This window comes from Ancylobacter moscoviensis, assembly GCF_007559435.1.
GTDB classification, from domain to species: domain Bacteria; phylum Pseudomonadota; class Alphaproteobacteria; order Rhizobiales; family Xanthobacteraceae; genus Ancylobacter; species Ancylobacter moscoviensis.
The window spans coordinates 98,131-113,187 of record NZ_VMBP01000005.1 but is presented as its reverse complement, the minus strand read 5'-3'; the positions used below and the strand labels follow the sequence as shown (position 1 = coordinate 113,187).

The 15,057-nt window shown below is 70.9% G+C and carries 16 protein-coding genes; 7 read left to right on the top strand and 9 right to left on the bottom strand.

Annotated elements, in window-relative coordinates; all coding sequences use genetic code 11:
- Positions 1-8: 8 nt before the first annotated feature.
- The 7 genes from FO470_RS15225 to FO470_RS15195 form a co-directional block, all read right to left on the bottom strand.
- Positions 9-452 carry an RrF2 family transcriptional regulator gene (locus FO470_RS15225; protein ID WP_144343834.1) on the bottom strand — a complete coding sequence of 148 codons (444 nt, stop codon included), beginning with the start codon at positions 450-452 and terminating at the stop codon, positions 9-11.
- A gap of 9 nt (positions 453-461) precedes the next feature.
- Positions 462-935 (bottom strand): dUTP diphosphatase, encoded by a 474-nt coding sequence (dut, locus tag FO470_RS15220; RefSeq protein WP_144344066.1) that lies wholly within the window; start codon positions 933-935, stop codon positions 462-464.
- Between the two features lie 11 nt (positions 936-946).
- Complete coding sequence (gene coaBC / locus FO470_RS15215) at positions 947-2,176, bottom strand: bifunctional phosphopantothenoylcysteine decarboxylase/phosphopantothenate--cysteine ligase CoaBC (RefSeq protein WP_144343833.1); 1,230 nt, start codon at positions 2,174-2,176, stop codon at positions 947-949.
- Positions 2,177-2,278: 102 nt separating this feature from the next.
- On the bottom strand, positions 2,279-3,847 hold the full coding sequence (gene ubiB / locus FO470_RS15210) for a 2-polyprenylphenol 6-hydroxylase (protein WP_144343832.1): 1,569 nt from the start codon (positions 3,845-3,847) through the stop codon (positions 2,279-2,281).
- 4 nt (positions 3,848-3,851) lie between these two features.
- Positions 3,852-4,631 (bottom strand): bifunctional demethylmenaquinone methyltransferase/2-methoxy-6-polyprenyl-1,4-benzoquinol methylase UbiE, encoded by a 780-nt coding sequence (gene ubiE, locus FO470_RS15205; RefSeq protein WP_144343831.1) that lies wholly within the window; start codon positions 4,629-4,631, stop codon positions 3,852-3,854.
- 164 nt (positions 4,632-4,795) lie between these two features.
- The gene (locus tag FO470_RS15200; protein WP_246659607.1) at positions 4,796-5,731 is read right to left on the bottom strand and encodes a L,D-transpeptidase; all 936 of its coding nucleotides are present in this window, start codon (positions 5,729-5,731) and stop codon (positions 4,796-4,798) included.
- A 206-nt stretch (positions 5,732-5,937) separates the two neighbouring features.
- The gene (locus tag FO470_RS15195; RefSeq protein WP_144343829.1) at positions 5,938-6,411 is read right to left on the bottom strand and encodes a hypothetical protein; all 474 of its coding nucleotides are present in this window, start codon (positions 6,409-6,411) and stop codon (positions 5,938-5,940) included.
- A gap of 202 nt (positions 6,412-6,613) precedes the next feature.
- Between FO470_RS15195 and FO470_RS15190 the strand changes: the two genes are divergently transcribed.
- From FO470_RS15190 to FO470_RS15160, 7 genes are all read left to right on the top strand, one after another.
- On the top strand, positions 6,614-7,156 hold the full coding sequence (locus FO470_RS15190) for a GNAT family N-acetyltransferase (protein ID WP_144343828.1): 543 nt from the start codon (positions 6,614-6,616) through the stop codon (positions 7,154-7,156).
- Between the two features lie 4 nt (positions 7,157-7,160).
- Complete coding sequence (locus tag FO470_RS15185) at positions 7,161-8,057, top strand: DMT family transporter (protein WP_144343827.1); 897 nt, start codon at positions 7,161-7,163, stop codon at positions 8,055-8,057.
- A 101-nt stretch (positions 8,058-8,158) separates the two neighbouring features.
- Positions 8,159-9,382 carry an ABC transporter substrate-binding protein gene (locus tag FO470_RS15180; protein ID WP_144343826.1) on the top strand — a complete coding sequence of 408 codons (1,224 nt, stop codon included), beginning with the start codon at positions 8,159-8,161 and terminating at the stop codon, positions 9,380-9,382.
- Positions 9,383-9,403: 21 nt separating this feature from the next.
- Positions 9,404-11,305, top strand: a complete 1,902-nt coding sequence (locus tag FO470_RS15175; RefSeq protein ID WP_144343825.1) for an ABC transporter permease — start codon at positions 9,404-9,406, stop codon at positions 11,303-11,305.
- Positions 11,302-12,078 carry an ABC transporter ATP-binding protein gene (locus FO470_RS15170; RefSeq protein WP_144343824.1) on the top strand — a complete coding sequence of 259 codons (777 nt, stop codon included), beginning with the start codon at positions 11,302-11,304 and terminating at the stop codon, positions 12,076-12,078. The genes FO470_RS15175 and FO470_RS15170 overlap by 4 nt, the downstream gene beginning before the upstream one ends.
- The gene (locus FO470_RS15165) at positions 12,075-12,824 is read left to right on the top strand and encodes an ABC transporter ATP-binding protein (RefSeq protein WP_246659606.1); all 750 of its coding nucleotides are present in this window, start codon (positions 12,075-12,077) and stop codon (positions 12,822-12,824) included. Before FO470_RS15170 ends, FO470_RS15165 begins: the two co-directional genes overlap by 4 nt.
- A gap of 97 nt (positions 12,825-12,921) precedes the next feature.
- Positions 12,922-13,383 carry a MarR family winged helix-turn-helix transcriptional regulator gene (locus FO470_RS15160; protein ID WP_144343823.1) on the top strand — a complete coding sequence of 154 codons (462 nt, stop codon included), beginning with the start codon at positions 12,922-12,924 and terminating at the stop codon, positions 13,381-13,383.
- Positions 13,384-13,395: 12 nt separating this feature from the next.
- Here the strand turns inward: FO470_RS15160 and FO470_RS15155 are convergent, their stop codons facing one another.
- Together FO470_RS15155 and FO470_RS15150 are read right to left on the bottom strand one after the other, a co-directional pair.
- Positions 13,396-14,133, bottom strand: coding sequence for an aspartate/glutamate racemase family protein (locus FO470_RS15155; protein ID WP_144343822.1), 738 nt, complete (start codon positions 14,131-14,133; stop codon positions 13,396-13,398).
- A 98-nt stretch (positions 14,134-14,231) separates the two neighbouring features.
- Positions 14,232-15,056: a hypothetical protein gene (locus tag FO470_RS15150; RefSeq protein ID WP_144343821.1), complete on the bottom strand. Its 825-nt coding sequence runs from the start codon at positions 15,054-15,056 to the stop codon at positions 14,232-14,234.
- Position 15,057: the final 1 nt, after the last annotated feature.

Genomic DNA, 15,057 nt, shown 5'->3' with positions numbered 1-15,057 from the left:
GAACAGTTTTAGATCGTAAAATCTATGCCTTCCGGCAAACCCTTGCGCAGCGTGTTCTGTGCCGCCGAGCGACAGAGGTCCTCGACGGTCACCGCGTCGAGCGCCGCCTCGAAGGCCCGCTCCGCCTCCGCGACGGCGGGCTGGACGATATCGCGCACGATGGGCGGGAAGCTGTCGAGCGCCTCGTCGCTCTCCGCTTCCACCACCCGGACGACCTCCGCCACGGTGATGCGCCGGCGCTCGCGCGCCAGCTCGTAGCCGCCGCGCGGGCCGCGCACGCCCTTGAGCACGCCGGCATGGACCAGCGCCTGCAGGACGGGCTCGAGATGGCGGGGCGGCAGCTCGTGGCGGGCGGCCAGCGCCTTGGCGGCCACCGGCATGCCGCGCGCGTGCAGCGCGACGTCGACGACGGCGGCAATGGCGAGGAGACTTTTGTCGGACAGACGCGGCATGACCTCTGGCTACCGCGATATTTGCCGCCCGTCGAGCCCCGTCGAACCGAATCCACCGCTACCGCGTGTTGTTTCGTTCAAATTCCCGGTTTCGACCAGCTTAATCCGGGTCACCGGCGCCACCACCATCTGGGCGATGCGCTGGCCGCGCTCCAGCACGACGGGCGCGTCGCTGAGGTTGATCAGCAGTACCTTCACCTCGCCGCGATAGTCGGAATCGACCGTGCCGGGCGCGTTGAGCACCGTCAGACCCTGCTTGAGGGCGAGGCCGGAGCGCGGGCGCACCTGCGCCTCGTAGCCTTCCGGCAAGGCGAGGCACAGGCCGGTCGGCACGGCGGCGCGGGCGAGCGGGGCGAGGGTCAGCGGCGCGTCCTCGGGCAGCGCGGCGATGAGGTCGAGGCCGGCGGAGCCTTCCGTCGCGTAGTCGGGAAGAGGCAGGCCCTCGCCGTGCGGGAGGACGAGGACGGGGACGCGGGGGCTCACGGCGCTTGCACTCACGAGACGGTCTCCAGCGGGCCGAAGGTGGCCGCGATGCGGGCGACGAGGCGTTCGGCCACCTCGGTCTTGGAGGCCTCCGGCCAGTGCTCGACGGCCTCGGCGGTGATGAAATGCACCGCGTTGCTGTCGCCGCCCATCACCCCGCCGGGGATGCCGCTGCGCTGGGAAACGTCGTTGGCGACGATCCAGTCGCAGCCCTTGCGGGCGCGCTTGGCCTGCGCATAGGCGATGACGTTCTCGGTCTCCGCGGCGAAGCCGACGACGAGGCGCGGGCGGCGGTTCGACAGGTGCGAGACGGTGGCGAGGATGTCCGGATTCTCGGCGAGAGCGAGCGGAGGAATGGCATTGCCGTCCTTCTTCATCTTCTCGCCGGCGGCGCTGGCCGCCCGCCAGTCGGCCACGGCGGCGGCGAAGACGGCGGCATCCGCCGGCAGGGCGGCTTCCACCGCCGCCAGCATGTCGCGGGCGCTCTCGACATGGCGCACCTCGACCCCGATGGGATCCGGCAGGTTCACCGGGCCGGAGACGAGCGTGACCTGCGCGCCGGCACGGGCGGCGGCGGCGGCGATGGCGTGGCCCTGCTTGCCGGAGGAACGGTTGGCGATGTAGCGCACGGGATCGATGGGCTCGTGCGTCGGGCCGGAGGTGACGAGGATGTGCCGCCCGGTCAGCGGACCCGAGGGCACCAGCAGGCGCGTGGCGGCGGCGACGATCTCCAGCGGCTCGGCCATGCGTCCCGGCCCGTTCTCGCCGCGCTCGGCCATCGCGCCGGCATTGGGACCGACGAAGGCGACGCCGTCGGCGGCGAGCCGCGCCGCGTTGCGGCGGGTGGCGGCATGCGCCCACATCTGCGGGTTCATCGCCGGGGCGACGAGCACCTTCTTGTCGCTGGCGAGCAGTACGCAGGTGGCGAGATCGTCGGCGAAGCCGTGCGCCATCTTCGCCAGAAGGTCGGCGGTGGCGGGGGCGACGATGATGAGGTCGGCCTCGCGCGACAGGCGGATATGGCCGATATCGTGCTCGGCCTCGCGGTCGAAGAGGTCGGTGAACACCCGGTCATGGCTGAGCGCACCGGCCGCCAGCGGGGTGACGAAGTGCTGCGCCGCCTCGGTCATGACGACGCGCACCGCGGCCCCGCGCTCGCTCAGCCGGCGGATGAGATCGAGGCTCTTATAGGCGGCGATGCCGCCGCCGATGATCAGCAGAATGCGCTTCTGAGCGAGCATGCACTGTCCCCGCGACCGGTTGGCCTGCCCCTATAGCCTAGCCGCAAACTTCCGCAAAAAGCCAAACATGCCGGATCGCGTCCGGCCGAGACACACCGGCGCTCAAAAAAGCAGGTGCCCGGCCAGCAGCGCGGCGATCACCCACAGCGCCACCGTCATCCAGCGATTGCCCCGGCCTTCGGCGCGGCCGATGGCCTCGGTGGTCTCCGGCGCCAGGGCGAGGCCGTCGCGCGTGGCGGCGTCGAGCTGGGCGGCGATGCGCTGGCCCTGCGCCACGAGGTCCGGCAGCGACTGGAGCGAGCGGCCGAGCGCGCCGAGCCCGCCGGCCACCTCCTCCATCCGCCCCACGGGACCGAGATTGCGCTCGATCCAGCTGCGGACCACCGGCTCGGAGGTCTTCCACATGTCGAGCTGCGGATCGAGATTGCGCGCGACGCCCTCGACCACGACCATGGTCTTCTGCAGGAGCAGCAGCTCCGGCCGCGTCTTCATGTCGAACAGCGCCGTCACCTCGAACAGCAGGGTGAGCAGCTTGGCCATGGAGATCTGGTCGGCGCGGCGCGAATAGATGGGCTCGCCGATGGCGCGGATGGCCTGCGCGAAATCCTCCACCGAATGGTGCTCGGGCACATAGCCCGCTTCGAAATGCACCTGCGCGGTGCGCAGCCAGTTGCGGGTGATGAAGCCGTAGAGGATCTCGGCGAGGAAGCGGCGCTCCTTGGGGCCGAGGCGGCCCATGATGCCGCAATCCACCGCCACCAGCTTGCCGTCGGCGTCGACGAAGAGATTGCCGGGGTGCATGTCGGCGTGGAAGAAGCCGTCGCGCAGCGCGTGGCGCAGGAAGGACTGCATCACGATGCGGCCGAGGCGCGGCAAGTCGTGGCCGGCGGCACGCAGCGCATCGAGATCGTTGAGCTTGATGCCGTCGATCCACTCGGTGGTCAGCACCTCGCGGCCGGTACGGTCCCAATCCACCGCCGGGACGCGGAAATCCTCGTCCTCGCCGGTGTTCTGGGCGAGCTCGGAAAGCGCGGCGGCCTCCAGACGCAGGTCCATCTCCATCGACACCGAGCGGGCAAGCGTGTCGACGACCGCGACCAGCCGGAGCCGGCGCCCCTCGGGCGAGCTGTGCTCGCCGAGCCGGGCGGCGCGGTAGAAGGAGGACAGGTCGATGCGGAAGCGGCGCTGCACATCCGGGCGCAGCACCTTCACCGCGACGCGGCGCGTCGTTCCCTCGGGATCGACGACCTCGCCCTGATGCACCTGTGCGATGGAGGCGGCGGCGAGCGCCGGGCCGAAGGTGCCGTAGATCTCCAGCGCCGGCCGGTCGAAATTGCGGGCGATAGTCGCCTCCGCAATCTCCTGCGGGAAGGCCGGCATGCGGTCCTGCAGCAGCTCGAGGTCGCGGGCAAGCTGCGGGCCGACCACATCCGGCCGCGTCGCCAGGAACTGGCCGAGCTTCACATAGGACGGCCCGAGCCGCGACAGGGCGGCGCCGATGCGGGCGGCGCTCGACGCCGGGCCGCGCCGCTCGATGAGCTTCGCGGCGGCGAAGAGCGGCTCGGAACCGGGCGGGCGCATGGCCGGATCGATGCGCGAGGCCACACCTTCGCGTGCCAGCACGAAGGCGGCACGGGCGAGACGCAGATAATCACCGAAGGGGCTGGCCACGCCGTCAGATCCGCACGCCGGAATGCAACGCGACGATGCCGCCGGTGAGCGGCGTCCAGTCGACACGCTTGAATCCGGCACCGCGCATCAGATCGGCAAAGGCTTCCGGCGACGGAAACTTGCGGATCGATTCGACGAGATACTGGTAGGAATCGGCGTCGCCGGTGACGAGCCGGCCGATGCCGGGGATCAGCTTGAAGGAATAGGCGTCGTAGACGGCGTCGAGGCCGGGCACGTCGACGCGCGAGAACTCCAGCACGAAGCAGCGCCCGCCGGGCTTGAGCACGCGGCGCATCTCGGAAAGCGCCTTGTCCATGCGCGGCACGTTGCGGATGCCGAAGGCGATGGTGGCGGCGTCGAAGCTGCGGTCGGCGAAAGGCAGCGATTCGGCGTTCGCCTCGACGAACTCCACCCGGTCGGCGAGACCGAGCGCAGCGGCGCGCTCGCGGCCGACGCCCAGCATGCCGCCATTGATGTCCGCCACGGTGGCGCTGGTGCCCGCCCCGCCCGCCTCGACGGTGCGGAAGGAGACGTCGCCGGTGCCGCCGGCCACGTCCAGCAGCTTGAAGGAGCGGCCGTTCTTCGGCGGGCGCAGGCGCGAGACCAAAAGGTCCTTCCACGCCCGGTGCAGGCCGAGCGACATGAGGTCGTTCATCAGGTCGTAGCGGCGCGCGACCGAGTGGAAGACCTCGTCGACCATGCGCTGCTTCTCGCCCAGCGGCACGGTCCGGAAGCCGAAATGGGTGTCGGCAGCGCCGCCGTCGGCCAAATTGTCCGCAGCCATCTGCTCGCGGCTCCCGCGTTCGATCCGAAATCGGGGCGGACCATAGCGGAGAGGCCGCGCGCATCCAAGCGGCGGGCCGGGACGTGGTTACGGGGCAGCCATGCGGTGGACGGGGCGCGGTATCGCGCCGACCAGCGGAGCCTCGGCCGGAGCGTCAGGCCGGCTCAGATCACCCGCACCAGCGTGCCGACGCGGACGCGGTTGTAGAGGTCGATGACGTCCTGGTTGCGCATGCGGATGCAACCCGAGGAGACGGCCTGCCCGATGGTGTCCGGTTCGTTCGAGCCGTGGATTCGGTAGAGCGTGTTGCCGAGATAGAGCGCGCGGGCGCCGAGCGGGTTGTCCTCGCCGCCAGGCATGACGCGCGGCAGATCGGGACGGCGGTCGATCATCTCGGACGGCGGGCGCCATTCCGGCCATTCGGCCTTGCGGCTGATGCGCTCGCTGCCCGACCACTGGAAGCCTTCCTTGCCGACGCCGATGCCGTAGCGCACCGCGGTGCCGTTGCCCTGGATCAGGTAGAGGAAGCGCGCGCCGGTATCGACAATGACGGTGCCGGCCGGATCGGAGCTGGTGTAGCGCACCGTGTGGCGGTCGAACTTGCGGTCGACGCCGCGCGCGCCCACCGAGGCGCGATGCACCGGAAGCGGCGGTGCGGCGTCGTCATAATAGTCGTCGTCCGGCTCGTCGGCGTAGCTGGCCGGCTCGGGATCGGCAGCAGGGGCGACCGCCCGGCCGACCGCCGCGGAGGGTCGGGTCGCGCCGCGCGCCGCGCCGGCGGTGGCCGCCCGGGCCGGGCCCGCCGCCGCAGCCGCGGCCTCGAAGCCGCCGGCATCGGCGCCAGTGCGGCCTGCGGGCGGGGCAGCGCCATAGGCGGCGCGCCCGTTGCCATTGCCGTAGACGCCATAGCCGCCAGAGGGATGGACGGTGCCGGAGGGATAGACCGGGGCGGAACCCGGCCGCCAGGCGGAGCCGCCGGCCGCCGCCGCGCGCGAATAGAGCTGGTAGGAGGACTGGTAGCCGTAGACGCCGCTCTGCGCCGCCGCCGGCGAGAGTGCCGCGCCGCCGGCCGCCAACGCGAGCCCGGCGAAGGCCGCCACGCACAGGCCGCGAAGAACTCGCGAACGCGGGAAAGGACGTAACGGAACGAGGCTCGAATCACCGCGCATGCAGCACCCCCGGGGAATTAACCACAGGTTGATGCCGTATGGTTAACGAAACCTTTCCCGGAGGCGCCGGCAAGCATTTGTCGGGAAGCGTTTGCGCGCAAGCGCTTCCCGTGAGGGCGCGTCAGTCCCGCGCCGGCCTACGGGCAGCGGACATAGACCATGGTGCCGTAGCGGCCGGCGACTTCCGGGTCCATCCACTTGAGCACCATGATCTGGCCGTCGAAGCGCAGCACCTCGCGGTCGGACTTGGCGCCGGCCGGCTCGTCCGGCAGGCCGATGAAGGTCGGGCCGGTGCCGACCTGCTTGGACACCACTTCCGACGCCTGGGCGTCGTCGGCCAGATACATCATGAAGCCACCCGAGGGGCCGGCGTTGATGACGTAGGGCTGGCGGCAGCCCTGCCGCGCCTGCGCCTCGGTACGCGTCGCGTCCTCCTGCCGGTGATAGGCGGCGAGTCCCCACTTGCCGACCACCTGCTGGGCGGAGATCGGCGAGGTGAACTGCGGCCGGGCGGGCGCCGGCGGAGCCGCCTGCTGGGTGGCGCAGCCGGCGACGACAGCGGCAGCGGCGGCGGCGAGCGCCAGACGGACGACACGGTGGGATGCGTTCATTGAGCACTCCGGGACGGATGGCTGCGGGACGGAGGAGCGTGGATGAAGCGCCCGGCCGTCACTTCAGATTCCTACTTCAGCATAATGATTGAGCTTTACGCCAGAAGGCCAGCCGAACATAGTCCGCCCGCGCCGCGACGTCGAACCCCTCCCCACCCGCATACCGGGAAAAACGGGGCGAGCGCCGGCCGGAGTGACCGACGTGACCGATTTCCTGATTCGACCGGCAACGGATGCCGATGGCGATGCCATTGCGGCGCTGATCGAGGCCGCCTTTTCCGAATATGACGGCTGCATCTTCGACCGTGCCGCCGAATTTCCCGAGCTCGACGCCGTCGCGACTCACTTCGCCGGGCGCGGCGGCATCATCTGGGTGGCGCAGAGCGGACCCGACGTGATCGGCTCGCTCGCCGTCGCCCCCAGCGCCAACGAGGACGCGCCGGCCGGGGCGATGGAGCTGTTCAAGGTCTACGTGGCCCGTACCGCCCGCCGGCGCGGCGTCGCCCGCGTCCTGTTCGAGCACGCCTTCGCCCATGCCGAGGCGGCCGGCGCGCCGGAAATCCGGCTGTGGACCGATACGCGCTTCACCGACGCCCACCGCTTCTATGAGCGCTGCGGCTTCCAGCGCCAGCCGGGTGCCCGCGAGCTTCACGACCTCTCCGACACCTGGGAATACCCCTACCGGCTGGCGCTGACGGCAGCCGGCGCGCCCAATCCTTCCCGTCCAGTCCCCATCGAAAGCTGATCCCATGTTCCGCTTCCAGGTCGGCCCCGCTCTCGTGGCGGTGACCGGCATCGGCTTTCTGTCGGTCATGGACGGGCTGGTGAAACACGCCGCCACCGAACATGCCGTGGGACAGATCGCGACCATGCGCTACGCCTTCGGTGCGCTGGTGGCCTATCTCGTCTTCCGCGCCACGCGCACGCCCTGGCCGAATCGCGCCACGCTGACCCCGCATGCCTGGCGCTCGGTGGTAGTGGCGCTCACCTCGCTGACCTTCTTCTACTCGCTCGCCTCGCTGCCGCTGGCGGTGGCGCTGGCGCTCTCCTTCACCTCGCCGATCTTCATCGCCCTGTTCGCGGCGGTGATTCTCGGCGAGCGGCCGGGCAGGTCCATCTTCGTCGCGCTGGTGCTCGGCTTCGCCGGCGTGCTGGTGGTGCTGTGGAACGAACTGAGCCACACCGGCGAGGAGGCGGCCAACGCCCTCGGCCTCGCCGCCGCGCTCGGCGCCGCCGTGACCTATGCGCTGTCCATGGTGGTGCTGAAGAGCCGGGCGGCGCGCGACCCGCTGCCCACCATCGTGCTGCTGCAGAACAGCTTCGCCGGCGTGCTGGTGGCACCGCTCGGCATCGCCCAGTGGACGGCACCGACGGGCAGCGAGATCTTCCTCTTCCTCGGCATCGGCATGCTCGGCACCGCCGGGCACCTGTGCATGGCCTGGGCCTATGGCCGCGCCGACGCCAGCCGGCTCGGCGTGCTGGAATACACTGCCTTCGTCTGGGCGCTGTTCATCGGGCTGCTGGCCTTCGGCGAGATTCCGGCGATCAGCACGCTCGTCGGCGCCGCCCTCATCGTCGGAGGCGCGCTCATCGCCTCGCGCCGCGCCAGGCCCGCGCGCGAGCCGGAGGTCGAGATCGGCCCGTAGGCGCCATCCATGCGACGACGGGACTGGACCCCGTGTGGGGAGGCGATAGGTTATCGGGCACGCTGTCTTCCCCCGTCGGCGTGCCAGAATGGAGTGCCGTGATGCGTCCTTCGAATGTCCTGCGCAGGGCGCTGCTCGGCGCGGCGCTCACGACTTCCCTCCTCGCCATCCCCGCTTTGCCGGCCCGCGCCGCGGAGCCGATCCGCATCGGCGAGCTGAACAGCTACAAGGCACAGCCCGCCTTCCTCGATCCCTATCGCAAGGGCATGCAGCTCGCCGTGAAGCAGATCAACGAGGCCGGCGGCGTCGATGGGCGCCCCCTCGAACTGATCTCGCGCGACGACGGCGGCAACCCGGGCGACGCCATCCGCGTGGCGGAGGAACTGGTGACGCGCGAGGGCGCCGACATCATCGCCGGCACGTTCCTCTCCCATGTCGGGCTGGCGGTCGCCGACTTCGCCAAGCGGCGCAAGGTGTTCTTCCTCGCCGCCGAGCCGCTGACCGACAAGCTGACCTGGGCGGACGGCAACCGCTACACCTTCCGCCTGCGCCCCTCGACCTACATGCAGGTGGCGATGCTGATGCCCGCCGCCATCGGGGTGAAGCGCAAGCGCTGGGCCATCGTCTACCCCAACTACGAATACGGCCAGTCGGCCGCCGAGACCTTCAAGACGCTGCTCCGGGCGGCGCAGCCGGACGTCGAGTTCGTCGCCGAGCAGGCGACCCCGCTCGGCAAGGTCGATGCCGGCCCGGTGGCGCAGGCGCTCGCCGACGCCAAGCCGGACGCCGTGTTCAACGTGCTGTTCGGCCCCGACCTCGCCAAGTTCGTGCGCGAGGCCAACACGCGCGGCGCGCTGGAAGGCACCTTCGTGGTCAGCCTGCTCTCCGGCGAGCCGGAATATCTCGATCCGCTGAAGGACGAGGCGCCGGTCGGCTGGGTGGTGACGGGCTATCCCTGGTACTCCATCACCACCCCGGAACATCAGGCGTTCCTCACGGCCTATGTCGACGCCTATGGCGAGCCGCCACGGCTCGGCTCGATCGTCGGCTACACCACCATCAGGTCCATCGCCGCCGGCGTCGCCAAGGCGGGCGGCACGGACACCGAGAAGCTGGTCGATGCCTTTGCCGGGCTGGAGGTCGACGGGCCGTTCGGCCCCTTCACCTACCGGGCGAGCGACCACCAGGCGACGATCGGCGCCTTTGTCGGCACGCTGGCGCTCCGGGACGGGCAAGGGGTGATGGTCGCCCCCGTCTATGTCGACGGCGCCAGCGTGCTGCCCTCCGACGCCGAGGTGAGGAAGCTGCGGCCGGCGGCCGACTGACCCCCGACGACGGGTAGACGGATGTCGCTCGATTCCCTCCTGTTCCAGGCGGTCAACGGCCTCGCCTCGGCCTCCGGCCTGTTCCTCGTGGCGGCCGGCCTGTCGGTCATCTTCGGCGTCACCCGCATCGTGAACATGGCCCATGGCTCGTTCTACATGCTGGGGCTCTATATCGCCGTCACGCTGGCACCGTTGCTGGGCGAGCACCTCGGCGGCGCGGCCGGCTTCTGGGGCGGCATCGCCGGGGCGACGCTGGCGGTGGCGCTGCTGGGAGCGGCGGTGGAACGAGTGCTGCTGCGCCGCCTCTACAATGCGCCGGAGCTCTACCAGCTGCTCGCGACCTTCGCGCTGCTCCTCATCATCAACGATGCCGCGCTGTTCCTGTGGGGGCCGGAGGACATTCTCGGGCCGCGCGCGCCGGGCCTTTCCGGCTCGGTGGAACTGCTCGGCCGGCGGCTGCCGCAATACGACGTCTTCCTCGCGCTGATCGGTCCGGTAGTGCTGGTCGGGCTGCACCTGCTGCTGACCCGCACGCGCTTCGGCCGGCTGATCCGCGCCGCCACGCAGGACCGCGAGATGGTGGCGGCGCTCGGCATCAACGAGGCGCTGCTGTTCACCGCCGTCTTCGCGCTCGGCGCCGGCATCGCCGGCTTCGGCGGGGCGCTGCAGATGGCGCGGGAACCGGCCAGCCTGTCGCTCGACCTCTCCGTGCTGGGCGAGGCCTTCGTCGTCGTGGTGGTCGGCGGCATGGGCTCGATCAAGGGCGCCTATCTCGCGGCGGTGCTGGTGGCCGAGGTGAAGGCGCTGTGCACCGCGCTCGGCGTGATCGAGATCGCCGGTTACACCTTCAACATGTCGTGGCTGACGCTGGTGGCGGAATTCCTCGTCATGGCGGTCGTCCTCGTCCTGCGTCCCCACGGCCTGTTCGGCCGGGCCCTGGCGGCCACGAAGGCGGGAGAAGCCGAGCCGCCGCTCCTGCCGCTCGACCGGCGCGGACGTGCCCTCGTGCTGGCGGCCATCCTGCTGTTCGCCGCCATGCCGCTGATCGGCATGTTCTTCCGCTACGCGCCGGTGCTGGCGCTCGACATGGTGATCGCCGCGCTGTTCGCCGCGTCGCTGCACTTCGTCATGGGGCCGGGCGGCATGGCCTCCTTCGGCCACGCGGCCTATTTCGGCCTCGGCGCCTACGGCACCGCCTTCGCCGCGACGCAGCTCGGCCTTTCCACCCCGCTCGCCTTCGCCACCGGCATCGGCACGGCGGCGGCCGGGGCGGCGCTGTTCGGCTGGTTCTGCGTGCGGCTGGAAGGCGTCTATTTCACCATGCTCACCCTCGCCTTCGCGCAGATCGTCTGGTCCATCGTCTATCAATGGGAAGACGTGACGGGCGGCTCCAACGGCCTGTTCGGCGTGTGGCCGGACTGGCCGTTCGACAGCCGCGCCGGGCTCTATCTCGCCGCGCTCGCCGTAGCGCTCGGCGGGCTGGCGCTGCTCCGGCGGATCGTCTTCGCGCCCTTCGGCCTGGCGCTGCGGGCGGGACGCGATTCGCGCCTGCGGGCTGAGGCCTCCGGCATTCCGGTGGCGCGCGTGCGCTGGCTCTCCTTCGCGCTCGCCGGCACGCTGTGCGGTGCGGCCGGCGGGCTGTTCGCCTTCGCCAAGGGCTCGATCTCGCCCGAGGCGATCTCGGTGGGACGCTCGATCGACGGGCTGGTGATGGTGCTGCTCGGCGGCGTGCAGAGCCTGATGGGGCCCCTGCTGGGCGCCGGCGCCTTCACCCTGCTGCAGGACACGGTGATGCGCGAGACCGACTACTGGCGGGCCCTGCTCGGGCTCGTCATCCTCGTGCTGGTGCTGCTGTTCCCTTTCGGCATCGCCGGCGGGCTGCGCCGGGTGGCGAGGCTGCGCCGCGCGGGAGGTGCCCGATGAGCGCGCCCTCCCCCGTGCTGGCGGTGCGCGGCATCGCCAAGAGCTATGGCGGCGTTCGGGCGCTGGACGGAGTGAGCTTCGAGATCGCCGCCGGGGAACTGCTGGCGCTCATCGGCCCGAACGGCGCGGGCAAGTCGACCTGCTTCAACATCGTCAACGGCCAGCTCCGGCCGGACGCCGGCACGGTGCATATCCTCGGTCGCGACGTCACCGGGCTCCCGCCACGCCGCATCGCCGGGCTGGGCGTGGGGCGGACCTTCCAGGTCGCCGCCGTCTTCCCCTCCATGACCGCGCTGGAGAACGTGCAGATGGCGCTCATCGCCGCCCGGCGCGGGGTGTTCGGCTTCTGGCATCCGGCCCGCCGCATCGCCCGCGAGGAAGCGCTGGCGCTGCTGGAGCAGACCGGCATGGGCGCACAGGCGGAGCGGCCGGCGGCCGCGCTCGCCTATGGCGACGTGAAGCGGCTCGAACTCGCCATGGCGCTCGCCGGGGAACCGAAGCTGCTGCTGATGGACGAGCCGACCGCCGGCATGGCGGCGGGCGAGCGGCGGGAGATGATCGCGCTGGTGCGCCGCCTCACCCGCGCCCGCGGCCTCGCCGTGCTGTTCACCGAGCATTCAATGGACGTGGTGTTCGGCCATGCCGACCGCGCCATCGTGCTGGCGCGCGGGCGGCTGATCGCCGACGGGCCGGTGGACGCGGTGCGCCGCGACCCGCTGGTGCGCGAGGTCTATCTCGGCGGTACGCGGCCGGGACGGGAGGCGAGGCCATGACGGCATCCCCCGTGCCGACCGCGATGGCGCCCATGCTGGAGATCGACGGGCTCGACGCCTGGTATGGCGAGGCGCAGATCCTGTTCGGCCTGTCGCTGACGGTCGGGCGCGGCGAGGCGGTCGCGCTGGTGGGGCGCAACGGCGCGGGCAAGTCGACGACGCTGAAGGCGATCATCGGGCTGGCGCGCCGGCGGGCGCGGCGCCTCGCGCTGCGCGGCGCGGACATCGCGGCGCTGCCGACCCACGCCATTGCCCGTCTGGGCGTCGGCTACGTGCCGGAAGACCGGCGTATCTTCACCGAGCTGACGGTGGCGGAAAATCTGGACCTCGGCCGTCGCACCGGCGCTTCCGACGCCGCGCCCCGCGGGCCGCGCTGGTCGGTGGAGGAGGTGGTGGCGCTGTTTCCCAATCTCGGCGGGATGCTCGACCGGCCGGGCGGGCAGATGTCCGGCGGCGAGCAGCAGATGCTCTCCGTCGCCCGCGCGCTGATGGGCGACCCGGCGCTGCTGCTTCTCGACGAGCCTTCCGAAGGGGTCGCTCCAATTGTTGTCGAGCAAATGATCGATGCCCTCCTCCGCCTCAAGGCCAGCGGGTTGTCGCTGCTGATCTCCGAGCAGAACTCGGCGCTGTGCGAGGCGATATGCGAACGCGCCTATCTCATCGAGCAGGGTGAATTGCGCTGGCAGGGAGCCATGGACGGGCTGGCAGCTGCATCCGAGACTGCGGGAATCTTCGGAAAAATTTAGCCAGTTTGGCCGAAGATTTGAAACATCCGTTTGCGAGCCGGCTCAGCTGTGCTCTGATGACGGCGATGGCGACTATCTTCGGGGGGAAGAGAGGCCAATGATTGCGGGTGGCCCGGACGAGCCTGCCGACGAGAGAGCCGTGTCGGTCGATGCCTACCGGCTCGACGAACAGGTGGGCTTTCTCATGCGCGTCGCCAGCCAGCGGCACACGGCGCTGTTCGCCGCGCGCATGATCGAGGGTCTCACCCCGCCGCAGTTCGCCACCCTGGCCAAGCTGCGCGAGGCCGGCCCCTGCTCGCAGAACCGGCTGGGACGGCTGGTCTATCTCGACGCCGCGACCATCAAGGGCGTCGTCGACCGGCTGCGGGCGCGCGGCTTCGTGCTGACCGCCGACGACCCGCTGGACCGGCGCCGCCGCGCGGTCGGGCTGTCCGACCGTGGGCGCGAGGTGGCGGATGCGGCGGTGGTGATCGCCCGCGAGATCACCGAGGCGACGCTGGAACCGCTGAACGCCGAGGAGCGCGAGCAGATCGTCAAACTGCTGCGCAAGCTCGGCTAGCGGCGAGAGAGTTCATCCGCGCGGCGCGAAGTCCGACAGCCGGCCGGCATAGGCCTTGGGACGCGGGGGCGCATAGGCGCCCGCCTTCGAGGTCGCGAGGCCGATCCTGACCAGCCCCTCCGCCAGCGCCACCGCGCTCGCCACGCCGTCGATCACCGGCACGCCATGCTCCTCGCCGAGCGCACGGGCGAGATCGGCCATGCCGGCGCAGCCGAGCACGATCGCCTCGGCCCGGTCCTCCCGCACGGCGCGGCCAATCTCGGCGGAGATGCGGCTGCGCGCGTCGGAGGCGGGATCCTCCAGCTCCAGCACCGCGACCTCGGAGGCGCGCACGCCCGAGCAGCGCCGGTCGAGGCCAGAGCGCAGCAGGTTCGCCTCGATGACCGGGATGGAGCGCGACAGCGTCGTCACCACCGAGAAGCGATGGGCCACGAGGCTCGCCATGTGGTAGCCGGCCTCGCCGATGCCGACCACCGGCGCCCGCGCGAGGGTGCGCGCCGCGTCGAGCCCGGTATCGTCGAAACAGGCGATGATATGGGCGTCGACGCCCTGCGCCTCCGCCTCGCCGATTGCGGCCAGCAGGCCGGGAAGGGCGAGGGCATCGTCGTAATGCCCCTCGATCGAGGCCGGCCCCATGGCCGAGGTGGCGGCCAGTATCTGCGTACCCGGCGCCGCAACCGCCCGCGCCGCCGCGGCGATCTTGTCGGTCATGGAACGGGTGGTGTTCGGATTGACGAGATGGATGCGCAAGGGAAGGCCCGGAGCGTGAACGGTTGAGATGTCACGCTTCTAGCACGGGGACGGGCACGATGGGCACCGGCCGGGCGGGCGAGCGCCCCCACTCCCGGTCAGAAATGCCAGCCCAGGCTGAAGGTCGGGCCGTGCATGACCGTGTCGTAGCGGAAGGAACCCGTGCCGATGCCGGCGGCCTCGTAGTCCTCATAGAGATAGCGGTAGCCGATGGCGGTCGAGAGCGAGGGCGTCCACCGGTAGCCGAGCCCGACATAGCCGTTGCTCGACAGCTTCGATCCCACGCCGAAACCGCCGATATCCGCCACGGCGTTGAGGAACCAGCGATCGTCGATGGCCCATTGCAGCACCAGCCCGACGGTCGGATCGATCCATTGCTCGGTCTGGCTGGCGGACCCGACAAGCGGCGAGCCGGCCGGCGACAAGGCGACATCGGCGGAAATCCGCACGTAACGCAGGCCGGCGGTGATGCCGAGATCGAGATCGGAGGCGCCGAGCGGCAGCCAGTGGCCGATCGCGCCGGTGGCGATGGTCTGGGACAGCTCGGCGTCGAGCGAGCCTCCGCCATGGGGGCCGATCTGGCCGTCGTGCGACAGCCGCGCCAGCACGAGATCGCCGAGGAACAGCCATTGTCCGTTCTCGGCCAGGAACGAGCCCATCACCGCGCCGTCGAGATTTTCCAGCACGTCGGACAGCGATGCATCGACCGGCGTCATCGGCCGGTTGCGCACGCCGACATCGCCGTCGATGGCGGTCAGCCAGCCATAGAACGTCGCCTGGAAGCGCCAGTCCGACGCCGGTCGCGCCGTGTCGGACTGCGGCGCGCCGCCATGGGGCCGATCGGCCGCACGCGCCGCGCCCGCCGCGAGAAAGGCGGCGAGCGCCACGGCGATGGCGCGAGCGCTGTGCCCGAATGCCCCCATC